Genomic DNA, 21013 nt, shown 5'->3' on the forward strand with positions numbered 1-21013 from the left:
CGCCACTTTAGTATCCTTGGCAAATCAGGCCGTAGCATGCGGCCCCTCATGTAAAAGAAAAACGCCATGAGCGAACGAACGACTTCTGCAAGCTGGGCGATGGGGATTGTCAAAGCATTGGAGATGGACGGCCTGGATTGCCGGGTTCTGTTCAAGCAACTGGGGCTCGATTACACGGCTCTGGATGATCCGGATGCGCGCTTCCCGCAAGATTCCATGACCCGCCTCTGGCAACGGGCGGTCGAGTTGTCCGGTAATCCGGCGATCGGCCTGAACATGGGCAAAGTGGTGCGCCCGGCGTCGTTTCATGTCGCCGGCTACGCGTTGATGTCGAGCAATACCCTGGCCGAAGGCTTCCAGCGGCTGGTGCGCTATCAGCGCATCATCGCCGAAAGTGCCGACCTGAGTTTCCGTCTGCTGGATGAAGGTTACGCGCTGATTCTGACGGTGCACGGCGACCATCTGCCGCCGACCCGGCAAAGCGCCGAAGCCTCGCTGGCCTGTGCGCTGGGCCTGTGCGGCTGGTTGACCGGACGCACGCTGCACCCGGTCAAAGTCTTGGTGCAGGGCGCCGAACCCGATGACCTGGAACCCTATAAACAAGCTTTCCACGCGCCACTGATGTTCAACGCACCGTACGATGCGCTGATCTTCGAGCGTGCCGACATGGAAGCGCCGCTGCCCACCGCCAACGAGGCGATGGCGCTGTTGCATGACCGGTTTGCCGGGGAATACCTGGCGCGTTTTTCCGAAAGCCGCGTGACCCACAAGGCGCGGCAGGTGCTGTGCCGGTTGCTGCCGCAGGGCGAGCCGAAGCGCGATACCGTGGCGCAGACCCTGCATTTGTCGCAGCGCACTTTGCAGCGTCGTTTGCAGGAGGAGGGCACGAGTTTTCAGCAACTGCTCGACGACACCCGCCGTGAACTAGCCGAGCAGTATCTGGCGCAACCGAGCATGACCTTGCTGGAAATCGCTTATCTGTTGGGGTTTGCCGACCCGAGCAACTTCTTTCGCGCGTTCCGTCGCTGGTTCGACACCACGCCCGGCGATTACCGGACGCGGTTGTTGCAGGCGCCGGGTGCGGTCAGTGACGCCAAAAGGCCGGAATACACAGCACAAACACCGTAATGATCTCCAGGCGGCCGAGCAGCATGCCGAACGACAGGATCCACTTGGCCGCATCCGGCAGGGTGGCGAAGTTGCCCGCCGGGCCGATGGTTTCGCCCAGACCCGGGCCGACGCCGGACACGGTGCTGGCGGCGCCGGTCAGCGCTGTCATCCAGTCGACGCCAAGCAGCGACAGGAGCAGGGCGATCACGCAGATGGTGATGGCGAAGAAGAACGAAAAGGTCAGAATCGAACGGACGATTTCTTCGTCGAGACGGTGGCCGTTGTACTTCTGTTTGATCACCGCGCGCGGGTGAATCAACTGATTAAGGTTGGCCTTGAGGAGGATGTAGGCGACCTGGAAACGGAAGATCTTGATCCCGCCCGCCGTCGACCCGGAACAGCCGCCGACAAATCCCAGATAGAAAAACAACATCAGCGAGAAGTTGCCCCACAGGCTGTAGTCGCCAAGGGCAAAACCGGTAGTGGTGACCACCGACGTCACGTTCAGCGCCACGTGGCGCAGCGCCTCCAGCCAATGCAGATTGGTTGTCCACCAGTACCAGGTGCCGAGCACCAGCCAGGTCACCAGCAACATCCCGAGCAAACCCTGCACTTGCTGATCCTTGATCAGCGCCTTGCGGTTGCCGCGCAACGTCGCCACGTACAGGGTGAACGGCAGGCTGCCGAGAATCATGATAACCACCGCGACCCAGTGCACCGCCGGTTGCGTCCACTTGGCCAGCGACTGGTCGGAGGTCGAGAACCCGCCGGTGGAAATCGCCGACATCGCGTGGTTGATCGCGTCGAACGGGCTCATTCCGGCCCACCAGAACGCCAGACTACCGAGGATGGTAATGCCGACATAAGCCGCCACGATCAGTCGCGCCACCATGTGCGAGCGCGGCATGACCTTTTCCGAACGGTCCGAGGATTCGGTCTGGAACAGGCGCATGCCACCGATCCGCAGCAGCGGCAGAATCGCTACCGCCATACCGATAAAGCCGATGCCGCCGATCCAGTGCAGCAACGAGCGCCACATCAGGATCCCGGGGGACATGTTGTCGAGGCCATTGAGCACGGTCGAGCCGGTCGCGGTAATGCCCGACATGCTTTCGAAAAACGAGTCGGTGTAGCTGATGTGCTGAGTCAGCAGAAACGGCAGCGCAGCGAAAATGCATACCACCAGCCAACTGCTGACGGTCAGCAGATACATATCGCGCGGGCGCAGATGTATGTGTTCGGGGCGGCCGGGAATCACCAGCGCGAGGCCGGCGACAAAGGTGATCATGCTCGCCCAGAGGAACGACGGCAGGTCGCTGGTGCGCTCGAAAATCACCAGGGTGGCCATCGGCACGACCATGGCCACGGCCAGGGTGATCAGGAAGATGCCGATGATGAAACCAATGATCCGTAAGGTCGGCAACGCCATGAAGTCCGCTCGGGCTGATGTGGGAAGGGCGCCATTCTACCCGTGGGGCAGGGCATGTAAACCGGCATCCTGTTGGCAGATGAAGCTAGAATAGCCGCACATTTTTCTCAGGAGGTGGCCGATGCAGGCTCTCGACGCGTTGCTCAACCGTGTTTCCGTTCCACGACTGGTCGAACCGGCCCCCACTGCCGAGCAGCGCGAAGCCCTGTTTGGTGCCGCGTTGCGCGCGCCGGATCACGGGCACTTGCAGCCGTATCGCTTTCTGACCATCGAAGGTGCGGCACGCGAGCAAATGGGCGAGTTGCTGGCCGAGGCTGCGCAATTGCAGGAAGGCGAAGTCACCGAAGCGATGATCGACAAGGCGCGCAACGGCCCGCTGCGTGCACCGCTGGTGGTTGTGGTGATCGCTAAATTGCAGGAGCACGTTAAATATCCGAAGGCCGAGCAGTTGCTCGCTGCCGGGTGTGCGGCGCACGGGATTTTGCTGGCGGCGTATGCGCAGGGGATTGGTGCGGTTTGGCGTACGGGGGATCTGGCTTATTCCCAGCATGTGGCCAAAGGCTTGGGCTTGGTTGAGGGTGAAGAAGTGATCGCGTTCTTGTACCTCGGCACGCCGCAGAAAGAACCGCGTGTGGCGGAGAAGGTTGATCTGGCTGAGTTCGTCAGCGCCTGGCCGGGTAAGGCCTGAAGATCAAAAGCCCCTCACCCTAACCCTCTCCCGGAGGGAGAGGGGACTGATTGGGGGATGCTGTAGAGGTACGCCGACCTGAAAGTGCTCGGTTGAATCCTGCATCGATAACGGCTCCAATGCATTTCGAGCTCGGAGTCGATAACGGTTCCGATGCATTTCGAATCCAGAGTCGGCGACGATTCACGTGCCTTCCGGATCCATAATCAACTCGATTCTTCAGGTCGATGTATAGCGCAAGACACCTCGGTCGGCCCCCTCTCCCTCTGGGAGAGGGCTGGGGTGAGGGGCTTTTCTGGGGTGAGGGTGGCTTTTAGGGTTGGACAACTGCACCGGGGACAAGCGGCAATTCCAGACTGGCAATAAACCCACCCTGCGGATGATTGGCCAACGTCAAACTCCCGCCATGCCGCTCCGCCGCCCTTCGCGCAATCGCCAGCCCCAAGCCATGCCCTGCCGCCGTCTGCCCCGGAGCACGGTAAAACGGCTCGCCCAACTGGCTCAAATGTTCGGCCTGCACACCCGGCCCATGGTCACGCACACTCACGATAATTTTTTCGCCCTGACGCGAGGCCTGCATTTCAATCGCCTGACCTTCCGGATTGAAGCGCTGGGCATTGCGCAGCAGGTTATCGACGGCGCGTTCGATCATGGTCGGCCAGCCTTTCAGATTCAGTTGCGGTTCGACATCGAGACGGACGATCTGCTCGGGCGATCCGAGTTTTGCGTCCTTCTGCAAAGTGCCGAGCAGCGCATTCAAATCCACGTCTTCGGCACTGGCGTTGTCCGCATCAACCCGTGCCAGCACCAGAATTTCACTGATCAGCGCTTCCAGCCGATCGCATTCGCGGGTCAGGCGTGGCCAGAGTTTTTCCCGTTCTTCAGGGTTGGCGCGTTCCGCCAGTGCCAAGGCAATGCGCAACCGAGCCAGTGGTGAACGCAATTCGTGGGAGACGTCCCGCAGCAACTGACGCTGACTGCCAATCAAGCTTTGCAGGCGCGCGCCCATGCGGTTGAAGTCATTGGCGAGCACGCCGAATTCATCACGACGGTTGGCCAGTTTCGCCAGGCTGTTTTGCTGGTAAGTCGTCTGCCCCAGATCATGCACCGCGCCGCGCAAACGGCTGAGCGGGCGGGTGATGGAGAAGGTCACCAGCAGACTGAACAGGGTCAGCACCACCAACGCGATGCCCAACGCACTCAATGGCCAAAGCAGGCTTTCGCGGTGCCATGAGTCGAGTTCCGGGTGTGGGATGCGGTAGATGAACAGGTAGGTGTCACCGGTTTTTTCGCTGGTGAATTCGTCGGTGAGGCGACGCCATGGCAGGCGTCGGTCATCGTTGTTCTGGCGTGCTTCGAAGGCGGCGGCGCGACGCGGGAAGGTGCCGCGTACCACCGGGTCGCCGCTTTCGTTGAGCACCTGAACGTCGATGTGATATTGGCGCTTGCGCTGTTCGAGGATGTCCTGGGCGGCTTCTTCGCCCTGGGCTTCGTAAGTTTGTGTCCATTCGCCGGCCAGCGTGTTGAGGCCCGGATGGCGGCTGAGGATCCACGCGTCCTGGTTGAGCATGTGCCCAAGCAGAATGGACAGGCCGGCCACCAGTGCGATGGCCAGCCAGAAGCTCGCGAGAATACGCCAGAACAATGAACGCACAGAAAATCCTCAGAACAATGCAAAACCCCTGTAGGAGTGAGCCTGCTCGCGATAGCGGAGGGTCAGACAAAAATCTGTCAACTGACACACCGCTATCGCGAGCAGGCTCACTCCTACATTTGGATCGATGAAAACAGGCCCGACGGGGTGAGCCGTCGGGCCTGAAGTTAGATCATTATTGCGCCTTTTGCGCCTGTTGCGCTTTCCACGCCTTGAACTCGGCCCATTCGGCGCGACGCTCGGCCTGCTTTTTCTGGATCTCGTCGAATTTCTTCTGTTGATCCGGTTTCAGCAGCGCACGCACATCGGACTCGGCTTTCTTGTGGTTGGCGGCCATCTCGTCTTTCATGGCTTTTTGGTCAGCCGGCGAGAGTTTTTCCAGGTACTTGTCGACCACTTGCTTACGCTCGTGCATCTGCTCGCCCATGATCTTGCGGATCTGCTCACGCTGCTCGCGGGACAGGTCGAGTTGGCTGTACGGACCTTTGCCGTGCATGCCGTGCATCTGACCGCCGTGGCGTGGGCCGTCAAGCGGGCCACCCATCGGGCCGCCGTCTTGTGGCATGGCCATGGCGACGGTTGGCAGAGCGGCAGCGAACATCAGAGCGATAAGAGTCTTGCGCATGGTGTATCTCCTTGTCTCGTTCCCGGTACGTTCCGGATGAGTACAGATTACGGAGATCAAGGTCAGCGGCGGTCAGCACTGCGTAAAGCTTGGGTAAAGACGCTTCGCGTCCCACCTTACACATGCCCTGTGCAGGAGCTGCCGAAGGCTGCGATCTTTTGATCTGTCTTTTAAAAACAAGATCAAAAGATCGCAGCCTTCGGCAGCTCCTACAGTGGGAATGGGCGCGGTTCAGAGGCTATAGAAGTAACCGCGGCTGCGCAGAGCGACGATGCGCGGACGGCCGTCCGGGTGCGGGCCGATCTTCTTGCGCAGGTTGCTGACGTGCATGTCGAGGCTGCGGTCGTACAGGGTCAGCTTGCGGCCGAGGGCGAGCTGCGCCAGTTCCTGTTTGTCCAGTGGTTCGCCCGGCTGCTTGAGCAGGGCTTCGAGCAGGCGGCTTTCTGAAACAGTCAGGGTCAGCTCTTTCTCGTCGATGCTGACCACGCCGCGCACCGGACTGAAACTCAGATCGCCCAGCTCAAGCTGAGTCGACACCGCTGCCGGATGGCTGCGGCGCAACACCGCGCGCAGGCGCGCGGTCAGTTCGCGCGGGTCGCACGGTTTGGCCAGGTAATCGTCGGCGCCCAATTCCAGACCGAGGATACGATCCAGCGGCTCGCCACGGGCCGAGAGCATCAGCACCGGCAGATCAGCGTGATCGTTGCGCAATTGCTTGAGCAGCTCCAGACCGCTGCCGTCGGGCAGCATCACGTCCAGCACCACCGCCGCCGGGGCGGTTTCGGCCAGCGCTTTACGCGCGCTCTGGCCATCGTGGCAGGCGCGCACCTGAAAGCCTTCCTGGCTCAGCCAACTACTCAGGAGTTCGCACAACTCCTGGTCATCATCAATCAGTAACAGCTCGCTCATGACTCACTCAATTTAGCCATTGCCGACGTTTTCGGCTTGCTCCACTGGCAAAGATACCGCAGAGCAGCGCCAATAGCGCTACTCCGGCGCCCGTGACGAACCACTGCTGCTGATCGGTCAGCAGACGCGGCAGCGGACTGGCCTGGGCTTCCTTGAGTTGCAGCTTCAAGCGCTGGTTCTCTTGGCGCAACCGGGCAAGCTGGGCGCTTTCGCGGGTATTGTCGGCATTTTGCAGTTGTTTGCTCAGTTCTTCCCGCTGCTGCTCACTGGCTTTGAGGCGCTGCTGCAACTCGGTGATCTGGCTGCCGGCGCTTAACGACAATGGCGTGGAGCTGCCGCCTTCGGTGGTCTCCTCACCATGGGCGGGCGCCATGATCGACAACGTGACCAACATCAGACACAACGGACCCTTGCGCATCGCGACACCTGCTTCCAAATGGATATTGGGCAGGTTGTCGGCAGGCAAACGAGAATAATGAGCGATTGAGAGCAGCAAGAACCAGGAAGGTTCATTGTCAGTGGCCGTGTCGCGAGTGATGAGGGGACAAATCCCCTCATCACGGGGCATTTAAGGCAGGACTTGCTTGAACGGCTTCACGACCACATTGGCGTAGACGCCAGCGGCGATGTACGGATCGGCGTCAGCCCACGCTTGCGCAGCGCTCAGGGAATCGAACTCGGCGACGATCAGGCTGCCGGTGAAACCCGCTGCGCCCGGATCATTGCTGTCGACGGCCGGGTGCGGGCCGGCCAATACGATGCGGCCTTCGCCCTTGAGCGCTTGCAGGCGTTCCAGATGCGCAGGACGCGCGGCCAGGCGTGCTTCCAGCGAGTTGGCGACGTCGGTGGCAATGATGGCGTAGAGCATGTCAGTCCTCGGTTTTTGGTGTTGTTGTGGTATCGGCATCGTGCAGATGACGCGACAGGTAAATGCCCTGTGCGACCAGGAATACCAGGGTCATGCCCAGGCTGCCGAACACCTTGAAGTCTACCCAGTAGCTCTGGAAGGTGAAGGCGACGAACAGGTTGGCAGCGCCGCAGAACAGGAAAAAGGCGATCCAGGCGATGTTCAGGCGGGTCCAGACCGGGTCCGGCAGGGTCAGCGCGTGGCTCATGATGCGTTTGATCAGCAAGCGGTCACCGATGAAGTGGCTACCGATGAAGGCGACCGCGAACAGCCAGTTGACCACCGGCGCTTTCCACTTGAGGAAGGTCTCGCTGTGGAACGCCAGCGTCAGGCTGCCGAACACCAGGCAGGCGATCAGCGTCAGCCATTGGCTTTTTTCCAGCTTGCGCTGTTTGATGAACAACGCGCCGTACACCACCAGGGAACTGATGATCAGCATCGCCGTGGCACTGTAAATACCGCCTACAGTCACTTCATGGCCAGCGATGTCGACGACCCGTGGATCAAGTTTGTAAACGATGAAGAACAGCAGAAGCGGGATGAAATCGATGAATTGTTTCACAGTGAGAGCCAGAAGCTGGATGTGGCGGCATAATAACAAACATATGGGCGCGCGATAGCGCCAGCTGATTTGAGGTTACAACTCCCCGTGAATGTTGATTTGCACTGCCATAGCACGGCCTCCGATGGCGCCCTGGCGCCTGCGGTTCTGGTTGCGCGTGCGTTCGAGAACGGCGTGCGAGTCCTGGCGTTGACCGACCACGACACCCTCGAGGGCCTCGCCGAAGCGCGCACGGCTGCGACTGAGTTGGGTATGCAACTGGTCAACGGCGTCGAATTGTCCTGTACGTGGGGCGGCGCGACCATTCATGTGTTGGGCTACGGTTTTGATGTGAATGCCGCGCCGTTGGTCGAGGCGATTGCCAAATTGCACGATGGCCGCTGGCTGCGGTCGGAAGAAATAAGCCGCAAGCTCGCCCTCAAGGGCATGCCCGGTGCCCTCGAAGGCGCCCGGCAGGTTCAGCAGGAACTGGGCGACAGCGGCAACGCCCCGGCCCGTCCGCATTTCGCCGACTGGATGGTGCGTGAAGGTTTTGTAAAGGATCGCGCCGAAGCCTTCCGCAAATGGCTCGGCGCCGGCAAGCTGGGTGACGTCAAGTTGCACTGGCCGACGCTGGAAGACACCGTTGGCACACTGCGCGCCGCCGGGGCCTGGGTCAGCCTGGCGCATCCGTGGCACTACGATTTCACCCGCAGCAAGCGCCGGAAGCTGATTGCTGACTATATTCAAGCAGGCGGGCATGCGATCGAGGTGGTCAATGGCCATCAGCCTGCGGAACAGGTGGGCAGCCTGGCAATCCTTGCCCGTGAGTTCGGTCTGCTGGTCAGCGCCGGCAGTGACTTCCATGGCCCTGGCGGCTGGTCCGAGATCGGCCAGTACCGGCCGGTTCCCGAGGACCTTCCACCCCTGTGGTGTCGGTTCAAACATGACACAGATATTGCCGCCGTCTGAACAGGTAGAGAATGTGAGTCAATTTTTCCAGATACATCCGGAAAACCCACAAGCGCGCCTGATAAAACAGGCGGTCGAAATCATCCGCAAAGGCGGGGTGGTGGTTTATCCCACGGACTCTTCCTACGCCATCGGCTGCCAGATCGGCGACAAGACCGCCATCGAGCGCGTGCGCCGTTTGCGTCAACTCGATGAAAAACACAACTTCGCGCTGATCTGCAGCGACCTGTCGCAACTGGGCAACTACGCGAAGATCGACACCGGCACCTTCCGTATTCTCAAGGCGCATCTGCCGGGGCCTTACACCTTTATTCTCAACGCCACCCGCGAAGTGCCGCGTCTGCTGCTGCATCCGAAGAAGCGCACCATCGGCCTGCGCGTGCCCAGCCATCCGATCGCGCTGGCGCTGTTGGCCGAACTGGGCGAGCCGTTGATGAGTGTGACCCTGATCATGCCCGGCGATGAAGACCCGCTGAGCGATCCGTACGAAATGCGTCAATTGCTCGAACATCAGGTGGACCTGATCATCGATGGCGGCTTTGGCGGCATCAAAGCGTCCACCGTGATCGACCTGACCGGCGATGACCCGGAAGTGGTCCGCGTCGGTTGCGGCGATCCGACGCCGTTCATGGTCGAGGCCTGAATGTCCGCAGTGGAAACCGTTGCCGATCCCCAGGCCGGCGCTCAGCAAGAGTTGCCGTTTGCCATGGTCTATGGCCAGGCGGTCATGGAAATGCCGCTCGACCTGTACATCCCGCCGGATGCGCTGGAAGTCTTTCTCGAAGCCTTTGAAGGGCCGCTCGACCTGCTGCTGTACCTGATCCGCAAACAGAACATCAACATCCTCGACATCCCGGTGGCGGAAATTACCCGCCAGTACATGGGCTATGTCGAGCTGATGCAGTCGGTGCGCCTGGAACTCGCCGCCGAGTATCTGGTGATGGCCGCGATGCTCGCCGAGATCAAGTCGCGCATGCTCCTGCCACGGGCCGAAACCGTCGAAGACGAAGAAGACGACCCGCGCGCCGAACTGATCCGCCGCTTGCAGGAATACGAGCGCTTCAAGGCTGCCGCCGAAGGCATCGACGGCTTGAGCCGCGTCGGCCGCGATGTCATCGTGCCCAAGCTCGACGCCCCGGAAGCCCGGGCGCGCAAGCTGTTGCCGGATGTCGCGCTGGAAGAGATTTTGATGTGCATGGCCGAAGTGCTGCGCCGTGGCGATATGTTTGAAAGCCACCAGGTCAGCCGCGAGGCATTGTCCACCCGCGAGCGCATGAGCGATGTGCTGGAACGGCTCAAGGGCGGCGGTTTTGTGCCGTTCGTCGAACTGTTCACTGCCGAAGAGGGCAGGCTGGGTGTGGTAGTGACTTTTATGGCGATCCTTGAACTGGTCAAGGAATCCTTGGTCGAGCTGGTGCAGAATGAGCCGTTCGCCGCGATCCACGTGCGAGCCCGAGCCGAATAACGAGTCGAAACATGAACCTGACTGAACCCCGCGAGCTGGCGCCCCTGCTTGAAGCCTTTCTGTTGGCCTCGGGAAAGCCGCAATCCCTTGAGCGCCTCTTTGAACTGTTCGAAGAAGGTGAACGTCCCGAGCCTGCGGTTTTCAAGAAAGCCCTGACACTGCTGGGCAAGTCCTGCGAGGGCCGCGCCTTCGAGCTCAAGGAAGTCTCGTCCGGCTATCGCTTGCAGATCCGCGAGAAGTTTTCGCCGTGGGTCGGTCGACTCTGGGAAGAACGCCCGCAGCGCTATTCCCGTGCGTTGCTGGAAACCATCGCGCTGATCGCCTATCGCCAGCCGATCACCCGTGGCGAGATCGAAGACGTGCGCGGTGTGGCGGTGAACAGCAACATCGTCAAAACCTTGCTTGAGCGTGAGTGGATCCGGGTTGTCGGTTACCGCGATGTGCCGGGCAAGCCGGCGATGTTTGCCACCACTAAAGGTTTTCTCGATCACTTCAACCTGAAGAACCTCGAAGATCTGCCGCCATTGGCCGAGCTGCGCGAAATGGAAACCGACCCGGTGCTCGATTTTGACGACGCGCCGGTGCCGCAGGGTTTGCAGGAGTTGGCCGACGCCAGCGCCGAGCCGGAGGAAGAGAAGGAGGAAACCAGTTTCCATACGTTGTTGCTGGAACTGGACAGCATGGAGGAGGGGATCAAGACCGACTTCGACGATTTGCTGCGGGATGCGGCGGATGGTGAAGTGCCGACGCCTGAAGCAGAAATCGAGACTGAGCCTGCGCCGCAGATCGCCGAGCCAACCATCGAAGTTGAACTTGAAGCTGAGCCAGAAGCCGAACCGGAAGAGGACATTCTTGGCGTCGCCGAAGCCCGCGAAAAGCTGTTGGCTGCCGTCGCCGCCCTCGAACAACCGGCGCCCGAACCCGAACCCGAGCTGAGCGAAGAAGAAGCCGAGGCCCGCGCGCTGGCCGAAGCCATCGAAGCCGAACGCCGCGAATTCGAAGACTGAGGGGGCGCTGAAAAGATCGCAGCCTTCGGCAGCTCCTACATTGCAATACGTCCCCTGTAGGAGCTGCCGAAGGCTGCGATCTTTTGATCTCCCAAAGGTACCCAAATGAGTTCCACTAAAGACCCGTGCATCAGCCTCTGCAAATTCACCGACGACATCTGCCTCGGCTGCGGCCGCAGCAAGCGCGAAATCAAAGCCTGGAAGAAACTCGACAAGGACGACAAGCGCAGCGTACTGGCCGAAGCCGCACTGCGCCTGATCAAGCTCGGTGGCGCCGGTCGGCGGAAAAAGAAATAACTGCCCATTGATCAGCTAGTCTCTGATGCGCGACGGCGCACATCCGCGTATGATTCGCGGCCCTTCGCCGATCCCTTCGGCTGAGTACCCAGATTTCAATGCTTCAGGCGCCGCCTGAACAGACCACACCGGGAGGTGCCCAGATGAGCGACATCATTCAGAAAGACGACCAGGAAATCGGCCCAGCAGGCGAAAAGCTGCAGAAAGTCCTCGCCCGTATCGGCGTCGGCTCGCGCCGTGACGTGGAATCCTGGATCAGCCAGGGCCGGATCAAGGTCAATGGCAAAGACGCCACCCTCGGTCTGCGCGTCGACATGCACGACGCCATCACCATTGATGGCAAGGTGATCAAGCGCGAAGAGGCGGCCGAATCGGTCCGCCGCGTGATCATGTACAACAAACCCGATGGCGAGATCTGCACCCGTGACGACCCGGAAGGCCGTCCGACCGTGTTCGACAAGCTGCCGCGTCCGAAAGAAGGCCGCTGGATCAACATCGGTCGTCTCGACATCAACACCACCGGTCTGCTGATGTTCACCACCGACGGTGAACTGGCCAACCGCCTGATGCACCCGTCCTACGAGATGGACCGTGAGTACGCCGTGCGTGTACGCGGTGAAGTCGACGACGAAATGATCGAGCGTCTGAAGGCTGGCGTGGTGCTGGAAGACGGCCCGGCCAAGTTCACCGACATCAAGCAGGCGCCGGGTGGTGAAGGCTTCAACCACTGGTACCACTGCGTGGTGATGGAAGGCCGTAACCGTGAGGTTCGTCGCTTGTGGGAATCGCAAGGTCTGGTGGTCAGCCGTCTGAAGCGCGTGCGTTTCGGTCCGGTGTTCCTCAACTCCGACCTGCCGATGGGCCGCTGGCGCGAAATGAGCCAGTACGAAGTCGACATCCTCAGTGCTGAAGTCGGCCTGACGCCGGTGGCGATGCCGCAACTGAACGCCAAGAGCAAAGACAAGCTTGAGCGCATGCAGCGCAAATCGTCGCGCCCGATGGGCAAGACCGAGCGCGTCCGCACCCTGCGTCCAGCCACTGGCGCGCCGACTGGCCCACGTCCAAGCCGCGAGCCGCAGATCGAAGGCGAGCGTCCAGGTCGCAAACCAGTCGCCCGTGACGGCGAGCGCGCTCCGCGTCCGGCCAACGGTCGCACTGAGCGTGGCGAGCGTGGTGCACCTGCCGGTCGTGGCACGCCAGTGGCGGATCGTCCAGCGGACACCACCAACAAGCGCCCGGCCAAGCCTGCGCCGAAGCGTCCGGGGATCAAACTGGTTGATGGCGACAAGCCGTCGGGCAAGCGTCGTGGTGCACCGGCCGGTTCCGGTCAGCGTCCGGGGTTTGGTCGCAAGAAGCCGGAATAAGGCAGCTGTGAGCTTTTAGCGGCAAGCTTCAAGCCAAAGCAAAAACGCCAACCGCAGGGTTGGCGTTTTTTTTGTCTGGCGAAAGGTATGTGGTGCTTTTGAGGGCCTCATCGCTGGCAAGCCAGCTCCCACATGTATCTGCGGTGTTCACAGGATTTATGCAGCGCAACAAAAACCTGTGGGAGCTGGCTTGCCGGCGATGAGGCCAATGCAGCCACCTAATTTTCAGGATCAGAAGACAAACCGCCCGTCAAACACCGGCTTGTCATCCAGCGCCAAAACGCCGCCCGAGAAGATCAGGTCCAGGTGATGACTGCCCTTGGCCCCACCGCCCAAACCAAGGTGCAACCCGCAGTGCCGCTCCTCAAACCCGGCATTGCGCGCATACAGATCCTTCACGCCTTCGTTGGTGCCAATCCCCAGCTCTTCAATCCGCCGGTTCGAAGGATTGGCGTCCAGGTACTTGTTGAAATCATGCTCCAGCCCCGGCACGTCGGTGGCGATGCGGCTGATGGTCGAGTTTTCGATCCACAACTCCAGTGGCGATTCCAGAACTCCGTATTTGCGCGCAAACGGAATGGTGCTGAGGAATGTGCCCTTGAATTTCACATGGCCGTTGATGGCTTCACTGTGCGTGGCGATTTCGCCGGGGGCGAGGTCGAAGTTGCCGACGCCGTTGATGTCGGTCCACTTCTTGATGCTGCTCAGCGGCGTTTCAAACCATGAGCCGTCGTCGTCCTTGAAGCTCAGCGTGGTCGCCTGTGACATGCGCTGGATCAGGTGACTGTTGAGCCCGGCAATCCGCTGCGGGGTGACGCTGAAGGTGTCGTAGAAATACTCGCCGTAGTCCTTGAACAGCAGCGACTTCTTCCAGTTTTCCGCCATCACGCCTTGCAGCGCACGGACGAATTCCGGGCCGTCGGGGCGTGGGTTGGGCAGGGTGGAAGAGTCGTAGAAGAAAATGTACAGATCGCTGTCGGTGATTGCCGAGGTCAGCGCTGCAGTGCTTTCCAGGTCCAGACGTCGGGCGCTGAAGTGGAAGCGAGGATGATCGCCGGCCTGTTCGGCGATCGCGCCGGTCAGCGCTGCGTAATCAGCCGTGTGGCCGAGCAATACCTTCGCCGAGTCGAGGCCGGCAAGGGCAGGGTGATGTTCGAGGTAGTAAAGGAAATGCGAGATCGCGCGGGGCTTATCCATGAGTCCTCCCTGACTGACCGTGAAGAAAGCGGCAGGCACGACCGGCCGGATCGTGCCTGCCCGGGGATGTCTTACAGAGGCCACATCGCCGTGCCGAACGGAACTACCGCGTCGGCTTGCATCATTTCTACAGCCGCCTCGTGGGTCGGTGCTTCAAACCATTCGTCCAGTTGCAGTTCGGTATCCAAGTCTTTTTCCAGTGCTTGCATGGTCGATCTCCTAGATGACTTTCACGGTTGTGACTGGCCGGTCGAGGTGGCCGGCAAGACGTGAAGAACCTAGTTCAGGGTTTTTTGTAATGCAAAAAATTATTCATTTAATTTTTAAATAGACTTTTTATTCTGTTTTTACGCTCGGTTTTTCTTATTTAAAAACAAAAAACTAAGTCATGGTTTTCATTAGCAAGCTAGCTACCGTCAATTTGCAGACGTCTGACAGAATTTTCTGAAATGGAAACTCTGCGTTACGCGTCGTAAAGAAATGTTTACGAAAATGCCGCTAAAAACGAGTGAATCCAACCCGCCATGAGCGCTGTAAGGAAAAGCTGCCGCAGTCTGCTCCGCCGCAGGCTGTGCAGGGCTCTGGCGCGCTTGTTTCAGCGGCGTTTGCAGGGTGAGATGCGCCCCATGCCTGTCGTGCAGGTGCATAACAAGAAGGAGGCGCAATGAACGCCGTGACTGATCTCCACCTCTCTCCGTGGGACGGTTTTTTCCTCGTCCACGCCGATGGCCTGCAAAGGCCTGACTCATTTTTTGCAGCCGCTCGAGCATCTCGAAGCGGACACACGCAATCCCGGCAACCATCACGCTGATCCAGCGGGGTCTGGCAGCAGGGGGTTAGCGGTGTACAATGCGCCGCGTTTTAACTGTGACCCTCTGCGTAATCGCGCAAATCTCAAGGCTATCCGCCTTGTTCACTCCGTCGCGCCACAAGCGTTTCGGGTTCGATTTCGTCACAGATAAAAACAAACAGGTGACGCATGACCGTTGTAAATAAGCTGAACTCCTGGTGCCTGCGCTGGGGTTTGATCGGGGCTGCTTGAAATCGCAACCTGGCAGCAACGTCTACTGAACATCATCAAACCTTGCGTGAGACCTTTTTCATGAGTGGACAACCCTCGCAATCAGGCGAGCTGAAACGCGGCCTGAAAAATCGCCATATTCAACTGATCGCCCTCGGTGGCGCGATCGGTACCGGATTGTTCCTCGGCTCGGCCGGGGTACTGAAATCCGCCGGCCCGTCGATGATCCTCGGCTACGCCATCTGCGGCTTCATCGCCTTCATGATCATGCGCCAGCTCGGCGAAATGATCGTCGAAGAGCCGGTGGCCGGTTCCTTCAGCCATTTCGCGCACAAGTACTGGGGCGGCTTTGCCGGTTTCCTGTCGGGCTGGAACTGCTGGATTCTGTACATTCTGGTGGGCATGTCGGAGCTGACTGCGGTTGGCAAATACATCCACTACTGGGCCCCGGACATCCCGACCTGGGTCTCTGCGGCAGCCTTCTTCGTGCTGATCAACGCGATCAACCTGGCCAACGTCAAAGTCTTCGGTGAAGCCGAATTCTGGTTCGCGATCATCAAGGTCGTGGCGATCGTCGGCATGATTGCGCTGGGCAGCTACCTGCTGGTCAGCGGCAACGGCGGCCCGCAAGCCTCGGTAAGCAACCTGTGGTCGCACGGTGGGTTCTTCCCGAATGGTGTCAGCGGTCTGGTGATGGCCATGGCGATCATCATGTTCTCCTTCGGCGGTCTGGAAATGCTCGGTTTCACCGCCGCTGAAGCCGACAAGCCGAAAACCGTGATCCCGAAAGCAATCAACCAAGTGATCTACCGGATCCTGATTTTCTACATCGGTGCACTGGTGATCCTGCTGTCGCTGACCCCATGGGACAGCCTGCTGGAAACCCTCAACGCGTCCGGCGATTCGTATAGCGGCAGCCCGTTCGTGCAAGTGTTCTCGATGCTCGGCAGCAACACCGCCGCGCACATCCTCAACTTCGTGGTCCTGACTGCTGCGTTGTCGGTGTACAACAGTGGCACCTACTGCAACAGCCGTATGCTGCTGGGCATGGCCGAGCAGGGCGATGCGCCGAAAGTGTTGGCGAAAATCGACAAGCGCGGCGTGCCGGTGCGGTCGATTCTGGCTTCGGCGGCGGTGACGCTGGTCGCTGTGCTGCTCAACTACCTGATCCCGCAGCACGCGCTGGAACTGCTGATGTCGCTGGTGGTTGCGACGCTGGTGATCAACTGGGCGATGATCAGCTTCTCGCACTTCAAGTTCCGTCAGCACATGAACAAGACCCGGCAGACGCCGCTGTTCAAGGCGCTGTGGTATCCGTACGGCAACTACATCTGCCTGGCGTTCGTCGCGTTCATCCTCGGCGTGATGCTGCTGATTCCGGGCATTCAGATCTCGGTGTACGCGATTCCGGTGTGGGTCGTGTTCATGTGGGTCTGCTACGTGATCAAGAACAAGCGCGGTGCGCAGCAGGCCGTGCACGCGGCAGGTGCTGCCAAGTAAGCGCTGACGCAGAAACACAAAACCCGGCCTGAGTGCCGGGTTTTTTTATGGGTGCAAATATTGGTGCGCTATTGATAGTCGGCGAGAGGATAGTCCCTGCACAGGGTTTCGACCTCTGAACGAAACTGCGCGAGGAGCAGCGGTTCCAGGGTGTAATCCTGTTCGCCGAGCGGCGCTACCGTGTTCAGAATCCGCACGATCAAATCGACGATCTGGCGGCTGCCGTGGACATCGACCCGACGTTGCGCCAGCGCAGCGGTGCCGATACGCAGCCCGCTGGTGACAAGTGCCGAACGGGGATCGTCGGGTACGCGATGTTTGTTGACGATGATCCCGCAGTGCCCCAGCGCCGCCTCGGCGATAGCGCCCGTGATGCCACCCCGCAAGCGCACCAGCACCGTGTGGTTTTCACTGCAGCCGCCGACCACTTCATAATCCTTGGCCTGAAACGCTTTGGCCATTTCATCCGCCGTGCTGCGGATCTGCGCCATGCAGGCATCGAATTCTGCGGACATTGCATAACCCAGCGCGGCAGCTTTCGCAGCGATCATGTTGGCAGCAGGCGCGCCCTGCATTCGCGGGTAAACGGCTTGATCCAGCAGGCGACTGAAGGTGGTCCGCAAACCGGGAATCTTGGTGTTCGCATCAGCACCGCTGAGAATCACGCCACCGCGAGGCCCGGCGAGTTGCTTGTGCGTGCAGGTGACGGTGACGTGGGCGGCGTCGATCGGACTTGGGTGTCGTCCGGTGGCGACGAGCCCGGCGATATGCGAAATGTCGGCGAGCAGGATGGCCCCGGCTTCATCGGCAATTTCGCGAAACCGCTGGAAGTCCACCACGCGCGAATAGGCGGTGGCGCCGCAGAGGATGACGCGTGGGCGATGGGCGAGTGCGAGCAGGCGAACCTTGTCGTAATCGATCAGGCCGTCTGCTGTCGTGCCGTACTGGATCGCCTTGTAGTAGGCGCCGGAAAACGTGGCGAGGCTGCCATGCGTGAGATGACCGCCGTGTTCCACCGCCATGCCCAGCAAGGTATCGCCCGGCTCTAGCAAAGCTGTGAGCACTTGGTAAACGGCGTTCGACGCTGAGTGTGGCTGCACGTTGGCGTATTGCGCGCCGAACAGTTGCCGCGCCCGGCGGATGGCCAGCGATTCGACCAGCTCGACATTCTCGCACCCTGCGCTGTGACGCTTGCCGGAGACGCCTTCAGCGGTCACGTTGACCAACACGGAAGCGCAGGCCGCCAAGGTTCGCGGCTGGACTGTGCAGGAGGAGGAGACCAGTGAAAGCGTGTGCTGTTGGCGCGTCACTTCAGCGTCGAGAATGGCCGCCAGTTCGGCGTCTTCTGCGCGGAGATCTGCCAGACCGCGTCGCAGCAAGTCAGCCTGGTTCTTGAGTGGTTCAGTAATGACTGCCATTGCTTATTCCTTCCCTGGTTTTGCGTGATTTGCGCATGTCCTTGCTTGCCAGATCTGTACAGGCGAATCCGTGTTTTGACCGCTGTGCGCGCAAAACTAAACCCTGTACAGGCCCCCCGTTTTTTCGTCCTTTCACTCTCGAGAATGGGACGCCGGATTGACGCATCATAAATTTTTCAGTGAGGAACGCCACAGAATTAATCAAAAAAATGAACATTCTTCAAAGAAAATGATTCTTTTTGTGGTCGCGTCGGGTGTAAAACAGGCATTGCCCGGTGCCGATTTTCCGGCCTTGGGTGGAAGTCGAAAGGAACTGACGAGTCCGTACGGAGGCTGAAATGACCCCGCACGTTGGCGGAAGCAGCCTGTGAAAGCTGACTTTTTATACCGAACCCAAGGAGGGAGAATGCTATGATCCTGCGCGGCACTGACAGGGATATAACTGCAATTTCCTACCTCACTTGTGTATGTCCGGAATGATCATTCGGGATGTGACATTGATTGCAGTTAAAAATGGATGATAAGCATGTGATGCACAGAAGAGAAAGATCGGAGAATCTGAAGAACAACATCAAATACCTGATAAAGAGTCGCGGGGAGACGCAGTTGTCCTTGTGTCACTCCAGTGGTTTGACCCGCACGACCATCTATAACATTCTTGAAGGTAAAGTGGTCAATGTACAACAGTCCACTGTGCGCAAGATTTCTGATTTCTTCGGAGTGTCTTACGAGGAAATAGAGACGATTGATTTTGAAGAAAAGGAAATCATCGAAAGCAGTATTTCGCCACAGGGGAATATGAATCCGGCGGCGGTTCCGGTGATTAAAGAAAGTCTGCTGCTGCAAAGTCTGGATAAGAGAATTGGTGAGTTGGCCACGATTTATCCACTGACTTACTATTTTGGCGCGTCCTTTAATCTGATTGGCGTGTTGCTGGAAAATGAAATCAGCGGCATGAATGAACCCGGCGATCTATTGATCGTGCAGAAAGGAGCGTCGACCAGCGACAGGGAAAAGCTGGTGTATGACAAAATCACAGCGAAGTTATCTATAAGCCATGAAGGCAACTTTGATACGGATCGTGTATGCGTGATCGGAGATGTAATCGAGGAACGATTTAATGGATTACAGTGTTGAATTGGAAAACAGCAAGTACAAATTGCTGGGATTCGAAAATGGAAAAAGCCTGGCCGTCATCATGGTCATCGCGACAGGCAAAATAATTAAAATAAAGCTAAGTGAAGTGTTGAATAGTGAGATTATGGATAATCTGAATAAAATCGAAGTGAAAAACCTCTACAAGAAGTTTTACTCCCAAGGCGGAGCACTCACCGCTTACGAAATCAATGACCGGCATGAGAGTTCCTGGATGATCTACATCATCCTGAACCTGATGCTGTTCACGCTTTACATTTTTACCAGTATTGCAGCGACAAAACCGATCTACCTCGAGTATTTCGATATTGTCGTAACGCCGGGCACCTTCCTCTATCCGCTGACATTCCTGATCGTCGACTTGCTCAACGAAACATTCGGCCTGAGGCTCGCGCGAAAAGCGATCCTGTTCGCGTTTATCAGCAACGCCGCGATTATCATTCTGCTGGCCATCACGACCCATCTTCCGGGATTGCCGGGCTGGAAACTCGATGGCGCTTACAATGATGTTATTAGTCAGTTGTCAGCAGTTCTGGTAGCGTCTTCTATATCGTTTCTGGTTTCCGAGAATATAAACTCGTATCTGTTGTGCAAGATTAAAGAACTCACAAATTCCAGGTTTCTGTTTTTGCGAGTATTTTTAAGTACGTTGTTTGCCGTGATCATCGACAGTTTTCTGTTCTGCTATATCGCGTTTTACGGGACGATGGAAAATAGCGCGATACTGGGCATGATCTACGTTCAGATCGCAATCAAGGTAGGTTTTGCGTTCTTTAATATCTTGCCGGCCTACGGCGCAAGATCATTGTTCAAGAAGTACCTGACGGGTGCGCAGACGCAATAAAGAGAGGAGGGCGCTCACTCGGCATGCTTGAGTGAGCGCTTCTTGTTGCAGTATTACTTTAAGCCAAGTTTCTCTTTCAAGCGCTGAGTCACCTGTACTTTATTGTTCAGGAACTCATTCAAGCCTTTGGCGCGAAGATTACAGGCATCGCAATCGGAACATCCAGTGCCTTTGATGCCGTTGTAGCAAGTCAGTGTTTCTTCGCGAACCAGATCCAGTTGATGGTGGTAATCAGCCAAGGCCCAGGTTTCTGCCTTGTTCAGCCACATCAATGGCGTATCCAGTTGCAGCTTGTAATCCATGCCTAATTCGAGGGCTTTATTCAAGGCCTTGACGAACTCATCCCGGCAATCGGGATAGCCCGAGAAGTCGGTTTCACAGACACCGGTAATGACCGTTTTGGCCTGGACTTGATAGGCATAGATAGAGGCCAGGGTCAGAAACAGAATGTTCCGTCCCGGAACGAAGGTGCTTGGCAGACTCTCGCCAGAGCTGTTCACGGTCGGCACCGGAATGTTATCGCGGGTCAGGCTGCTGATGGCCAGCTCGTTGAGCAAGGACACATCCAGCGTTTTATGCACGGTCACACCGAGCTTTTTCGACAGCTGCTGCGCCACTTCAATTTCCGCGTGATGACGCTGACCATAGTCGAACGTGATGCAGTGGACTTCATCGTAGTGGGTCAGGGCGTGGATCAAGCACGTGGTGGAGTCCTGCCCGCCGCTGAATACGATAACTGCTTTGTTGGTCATGGTTATGCTTCCTGCATTGAGGTCTTGAGGGCAAAGGTGGAGATGATACTCGAAATAGGGATGGAGTTCGGTGCAGAGTCCAGAGGCGCGCGTGAGTCCGCGAGCGGCTATCTTAAGGTGGAGTGAGGCTTCAATACCTGAATAATAGGCATGTTAAA

General features: G+C 58.4%; 23 protein-coding genes. 11 read left to right on the forward strand and 12 right to left on the reverse strand.

All coding sequences use genetic code 11. From position 1 onward, the window contains the following. The first annotated feature begins 66 nt into the window (after positions 1 to 66). A complete protein-coding gene (locus tag AC3IUF_RS07885) occupies positions 67 to 1128 on the forward strand; it encodes an AraC family transcriptional regulator (protein ID WP_202949280.1) in 1062 nt (353 codons plus the stop codon). Here the strand turns inward: AC3IUF_RS07885 and AC3IUF_RS07890 are convergent. Continuing rightward, positions 1085 to 2539: a TrkH family potassium uptake protein gene (locus AC3IUF_RS07890; RefSeq protein ID WP_007919691.1), complete on the reverse strand. Its 1455-nt coding sequence runs from the start codon at positions 2537 to 2539 to the stop codon at positions 1085 to 1087. The two genes, AC3IUF_RS07885 and AC3IUF_RS07890, sit on opposite strands and share 44 nt — an antisense overlap. Positions 2540 to 2660: 121 nt before the next feature. Between AC3IUF_RS07890 and AC3IUF_RS07895 the strand changes: the two genes are divergently transcribed. After that, the gene (locus AC3IUF_RS07895) at positions 2661 to 3227 is read left to right on the forward strand and encodes a nitroreductase family protein (RefSeq protein ID WP_007919690.1); all 567 of its coding nucleotides are present in this window, start codon (positions 2661 to 2663) and stop codon (positions 3225 to 3227) included. A gap of 313 nt (positions 3228 to 3540) precedes the next feature. Here AC3IUF_RS07895 and AC3IUF_RS07900 read toward each other — a convergent pair whose 3' ends face one another. The 6 genes from AC3IUF_RS07900 to AC3IUF_RS07925 form a co-directional block, all read right to left on the reverse strand. Then, positions 3541 to 4881, reverse strand: coding sequence for a sensor histidine kinase (locus tag AC3IUF_RS07900; RefSeq protein ID WP_489280844.1), 1341 nt, complete (start codon positions 4879 to 4881; stop codon positions 3541 to 3543). Between the two features lie 175 nt (positions 4882 to 5056). Next, positions 5057 to 5506 carry a Spy/CpxP family protein refolding chaperone gene (locus AC3IUF_RS07905; protein WP_007919681.1) on the reverse strand — a complete coding sequence of 150 codons (450 nt, stop codon included), beginning with the start codon at positions 5504 to 5506 and terminating at the stop codon, positions 5057 to 5059. 231 nt (positions 5507 to 5737) lie between these two features. After that, positions 5738 to 6415, reverse strand: a complete 678-nt coding sequence (locus AC3IUF_RS07910; protein WP_007919679.1) for a response regulator transcription factor — start codon at positions 6413 to 6415, stop codon at positions 5738 to 5740. Between the two features lie 7 nt (positions 6416 to 6422). After that, complete coding sequence (locus AC3IUF_RS07915) at positions 6423 to 6833, reverse strand: SH3 domain-containing protein (RefSeq protein WP_038363742.1); 411 nt, start codon at positions 6831 to 6833, stop codon at positions 6423 to 6425. A 150-nt stretch (positions 6834 to 6983) separates the two neighbouring features. Then, positions 6984 to 7283 (reverse strand): YciI family protein, encoded by a 300-nt coding sequence (locus tag AC3IUF_RS07920; protein ID WP_007919677.1) that lies wholly within the window; start codon positions 7281 to 7283, stop codon positions 6984 to 6986. Between the two features lies 1 nt (position 7284). Further along, positions 7285 to 7884 (reverse strand): septation protein A, encoded by a 600-nt coding sequence (locus AC3IUF_RS07925; protein ID WP_489280845.1) that lies wholly within the window; start codon positions 7882 to 7884, stop codon positions 7285 to 7287. Positions 7885 to 7971: 87 nt separating this feature from the next. On the opposite strand from AC3IUF_RS07925, the gene AC3IUF_RS07930 reads away from it, so the two are divergent. The 6 genes from AC3IUF_RS07930 to rluB all read left to right on the forward strand — a co-directional run bounded on the left by AC3IUF_RS07930 (position 7972) and on the right by rluB (position 12968). Continuing rightward, complete coding sequence (locus tag AC3IUF_RS07930; RefSeq protein ID WP_095114459.1) at positions 7972 to 8835, forward strand: PHP domain-containing protein; 864 nt, start codon at positions 7972 to 7974, stop codon at positions 8833 to 8835. Positions 8836 to 8848: 13 nt separating this feature from the next. Next, the gene (locus AC3IUF_RS07935) at positions 8849 to 9478 is read left to right on the forward strand and encodes an L-threonylcarbamoyladenylate synthase (RefSeq protein WP_095114461.1); all 630 of its coding nucleotides are present in this window, start codon (positions 8849 to 8851) and stop codon (positions 9476 to 9478) included. After that, positions 9479 to 10300 (forward strand): segregation and condensation protein A, encoded by an 822-nt coding sequence (locus AC3IUF_RS07940; RefSeq protein WP_007919671.1) that lies wholly within the window; start codon positions 9479 to 9481, stop codon positions 10298 to 10300. It abuts the gene before it with no gap. A gap of 11 nt (positions 10301 to 10311) precedes the next feature. Further along, entirely contained in the window at positions 10312 to 11307 is a 996-nt protein-coding gene (gene scpB, locus AC3IUF_RS07945) for an SMC-Scp complex subunit ScpB (protein WP_095114463.1), read from the forward strand. Positions 11308 to 11412: 105 nt separating this feature from the next. Further along, on the forward strand, positions 11413 to 11604 hold the full coding sequence (locus AC3IUF_RS07950; protein WP_034153249.1) for a DUF1289 domain-containing protein: 192 nt from the start codon (positions 11413 to 11415) through the stop codon (positions 11602 to 11604). Between the two features lie 143 nt (positions 11605 to 11747). Continuing rightward, positions 11748 to 12968 (forward strand): 23S rRNA pseudouridine(2605) synthase RluB, encoded by a 1221-nt coding sequence (gene rluB / locus AC3IUF_RS07955; protein WP_095114464.1) that lies wholly within the window; start codon positions 11748 to 11750, stop codon positions 12966 to 12968. Between the two features lie 231 nt (positions 12969 to 13199). Here rluB and AC3IUF_RS07960 read toward each other — a convergent pair whose 3' ends face one another. The 3 genes from AC3IUF_RS07960 to AC3IUF_RS07970 all read right to left on the reverse strand — a co-directional run bounded on the left by AC3IUF_RS07960 (position 13200) and on the right by AC3IUF_RS07970 (position 14968). Continuing rightward, a complete protein-coding gene (locus AC3IUF_RS07960) occupies positions 13200 to 14165 on the reverse strand; it encodes a M29 family metallopeptidase (RefSeq protein ID WP_095114467.1) in 966 nt (321 codons plus the stop codon). 71 nt (positions 14166 to 14236) lie between these two features. Next, positions 14237 to 14374, reverse strand: a complete 138-nt coding sequence (locus tag AC3IUF_RS07965; RefSeq protein WP_003222780.1) for a hypothetical protein — start codon at positions 14372 to 14374, stop codon at positions 14237 to 14239. A gap of 207 nt (positions 14375 to 14581) precedes the next feature. Next, positions 14582 to 14968 (reverse strand): hypothetical protein, encoded by a 387-nt coding sequence (locus AC3IUF_RS07970; RefSeq protein ID WP_489280846.1) that lies wholly within the window; start codon positions 14966 to 14968, stop codon positions 14582 to 14584. A gap of 299 nt (positions 14969 to 15267) precedes the next feature. Between AC3IUF_RS07970 and AC3IUF_RS07975 the strand changes: the two genes are divergently transcribed. Next, the gene (locus AC3IUF_RS07975) at positions 15268 to 16686 is read left to right on the forward strand and encodes an amino acid permease (RefSeq protein WP_007919666.1); all 1419 of its coding nucleotides are present in this window, start codon (positions 15268 to 15270) and stop codon (positions 16684 to 16686) included. A gap of 68 nt (positions 16687 to 16754) precedes the next feature. On the opposite strand, the gene glyA is transcribed toward AC3IUF_RS07975, so the two are convergent. Continuing rightward, complete coding sequence (glyA, locus tag AC3IUF_RS07980; RefSeq protein WP_489280847.1) at positions 16755 to 18104, reverse strand: serine hydroxymethyltransferase; 1350 nt, start codon at positions 18102 to 18104, stop codon at positions 16755 to 16757. Between the two features lie 531 nt (positions 18105 to 18635). On the opposite strand from glyA, the gene AC3IUF_RS07985 reads away from it, so the two are divergent. Then, on the forward strand, positions 18636 to 19241 hold the full coding sequence (locus tag AC3IUF_RS07985; protein ID WP_042704939.1) for a helix-turn-helix transcriptional regulator: 606 nt from the start codon (positions 18636 to 18638) through the stop codon (positions 19239 to 19241). After that, positions 19225 to 20103, forward strand: a complete 879-nt coding sequence (locus AC3IUF_RS07990; protein ID WP_489280848.1) for a queuosine precursor transporter — start codon at positions 19225 to 19227, stop codon at positions 20101 to 20103. Before AC3IUF_RS07985 ends, AC3IUF_RS07990 begins: the two co-directional genes overlap by 17 nt. Positions 20104 to 20156: 53 nt before the next feature. Here AC3IUF_RS07990 and queC read toward each other — a convergent pair whose 3' ends face one another. Continuing rightward, positions 20157 to 20855 carry a 7-cyano-7-deazaguanine synthase QueC gene (gene queC / locus AC3IUF_RS07995; RefSeq protein WP_007919656.1) on the reverse strand — a complete coding sequence of 233 codons (699 nt, stop codon included), beginning with the start codon at positions 20853 to 20855 and terminating at the stop codon, positions 20157 to 20159. Between the last annotated feature and the right edge of the window lie 158 nt (positions 20856 to 21013).

This window comes from Pseudomonas sp. KH_040, assembly GCF_057839305.1.

Excerpts from the sequence above, each read along its gene's own strand:
- AC3IUF_RS07885 (WP_202949280.1), top strand. The coding sequence starts at position 67 with ATGAGCGAACGAACGACTTCTGCAAGCTGGGCGATGGGGATTGTCAAA.
- AC3IUF_RS07890 (WP_007919691.1), bottom strand. The coding sequence starts at position 2,539 with ATGGCGTTGCCGACCTTACGGATCATTGGTTTCATCATCGGCATCTTC.
- AC3IUF_RS07895 (WP_007919690.1), top strand. The coding sequence starts at position 2,661 with ATGCAGGCTCTCGACGCGTTGCTCAACCGTGTTTCCGTTCCACGACTG.
- AC3IUF_RS07905 (WP_007919681.1), bottom strand. The coding sequence starts at position 5,506 with ATGCGCAAGACTCTTATCGCTCTGATGTTCGCTGCCGCTCTGCCAACC.
- AC3IUF_RS07910 (WP_007919679.1), bottom strand. The coding sequence starts at position 6,415 with ATGAGCGAGCTGTTACTGATTGATGATGACCAGGAGTTGTGCGAACTC.
- AC3IUF_RS07915 (WP_038363742.1), bottom strand. The coding sequence starts at position 6,833 with ATGCGCAAGGGTCCGTTGTGTCTGATGTTGGTCACGTTGTCGATCATG.
- AC3IUF_RS07920 (WP_007919677.1), bottom strand. The coding sequence starts at position 7,283 with ATGCTCTACGCCATCATTGCCACCGACGTCGCCAACTCGCTGGAAGCA.
- AC3IUF_RS07940 (WP_007919671.1), top strand. The coding sequence starts at position 9,479 with ATGTCCGCAGTGGAAACCGTTGCCGATCCCCAGGCCGGCGCTCAGCAA.
- scpB (WP_095114463.1), top strand. The coding sequence starts at position 10,312 with ATGAACCTGACTGAACCCCGCGAGCTGGCGCCCCTGCTTGAAGCCTTT.
- AC3IUF_RS07950 (WP_034153249.1), top strand. The coding sequence starts at position 11,413 with ATGAGTTCCACTAAAGACCCGTGCATCAGCCTCTGCAAATTCACCGAC.
- rluB (WP_095114464.1), top strand. The coding sequence starts at position 11,748 with ATGAGCGACATCATTCAGAAAGACGACCAGGAAATCGGCCCAGCAGGC.
- AC3IUF_RS07960 (WP_095114467.1), bottom strand. The coding sequence starts at position 14,165 with ATGGATAAGCCCCGCGCGATCTCGCATTTCCTTTACTACCTCGAACAT.
- AC3IUF_RS07965 (WP_003222780.1), bottom strand. The coding sequence starts at position 14,374 with ATGCAAGCACTGGAAAAAGACTTGGATACCGAACTGCAACTGGACGAA.
- AC3IUF_RS07970 (WP_489280846.1), bottom strand. The coding sequence starts at position 14,968 with ATGGTTGCCGGGATTGCGTGTGTCCGCTTCGAGATGCTCGAGCGGCTG.
- AC3IUF_RS07975 (WP_007919666.1), top strand. The coding sequence starts at position 15,268 with ATGAGTGGACAACCCTCGCAATCAGGCGAGCTGAAACGCGGCCTGAAA.
- glyA (WP_489280847.1), bottom strand. The coding sequence starts at position 18,104 with ATGGCAGTCATTACTGAACCACTCAAGAACCAGGCTGACTTGCTGCGA.
- AC3IUF_RS07985 (WP_042704939.1), top strand. The coding sequence starts at position 18,636 with ATGCACAGAAGAGAAAGATCGGAGAATCTGAAGAACAACATCAAATAC.
- AC3IUF_RS07990 (WP_489280848.1), top strand. The coding sequence starts at position 19,225 with ATGGATTACAGTGTTGAATTGGAAAACAGCAAGTACAAATTGCTGGGA.
- queC (WP_007919656.1), bottom strand. The coding sequence starts at position 20,855 with ATGACCAACAAAGCAGTTATCGTATTCAGCGGCGGGCAGGACTCCACC.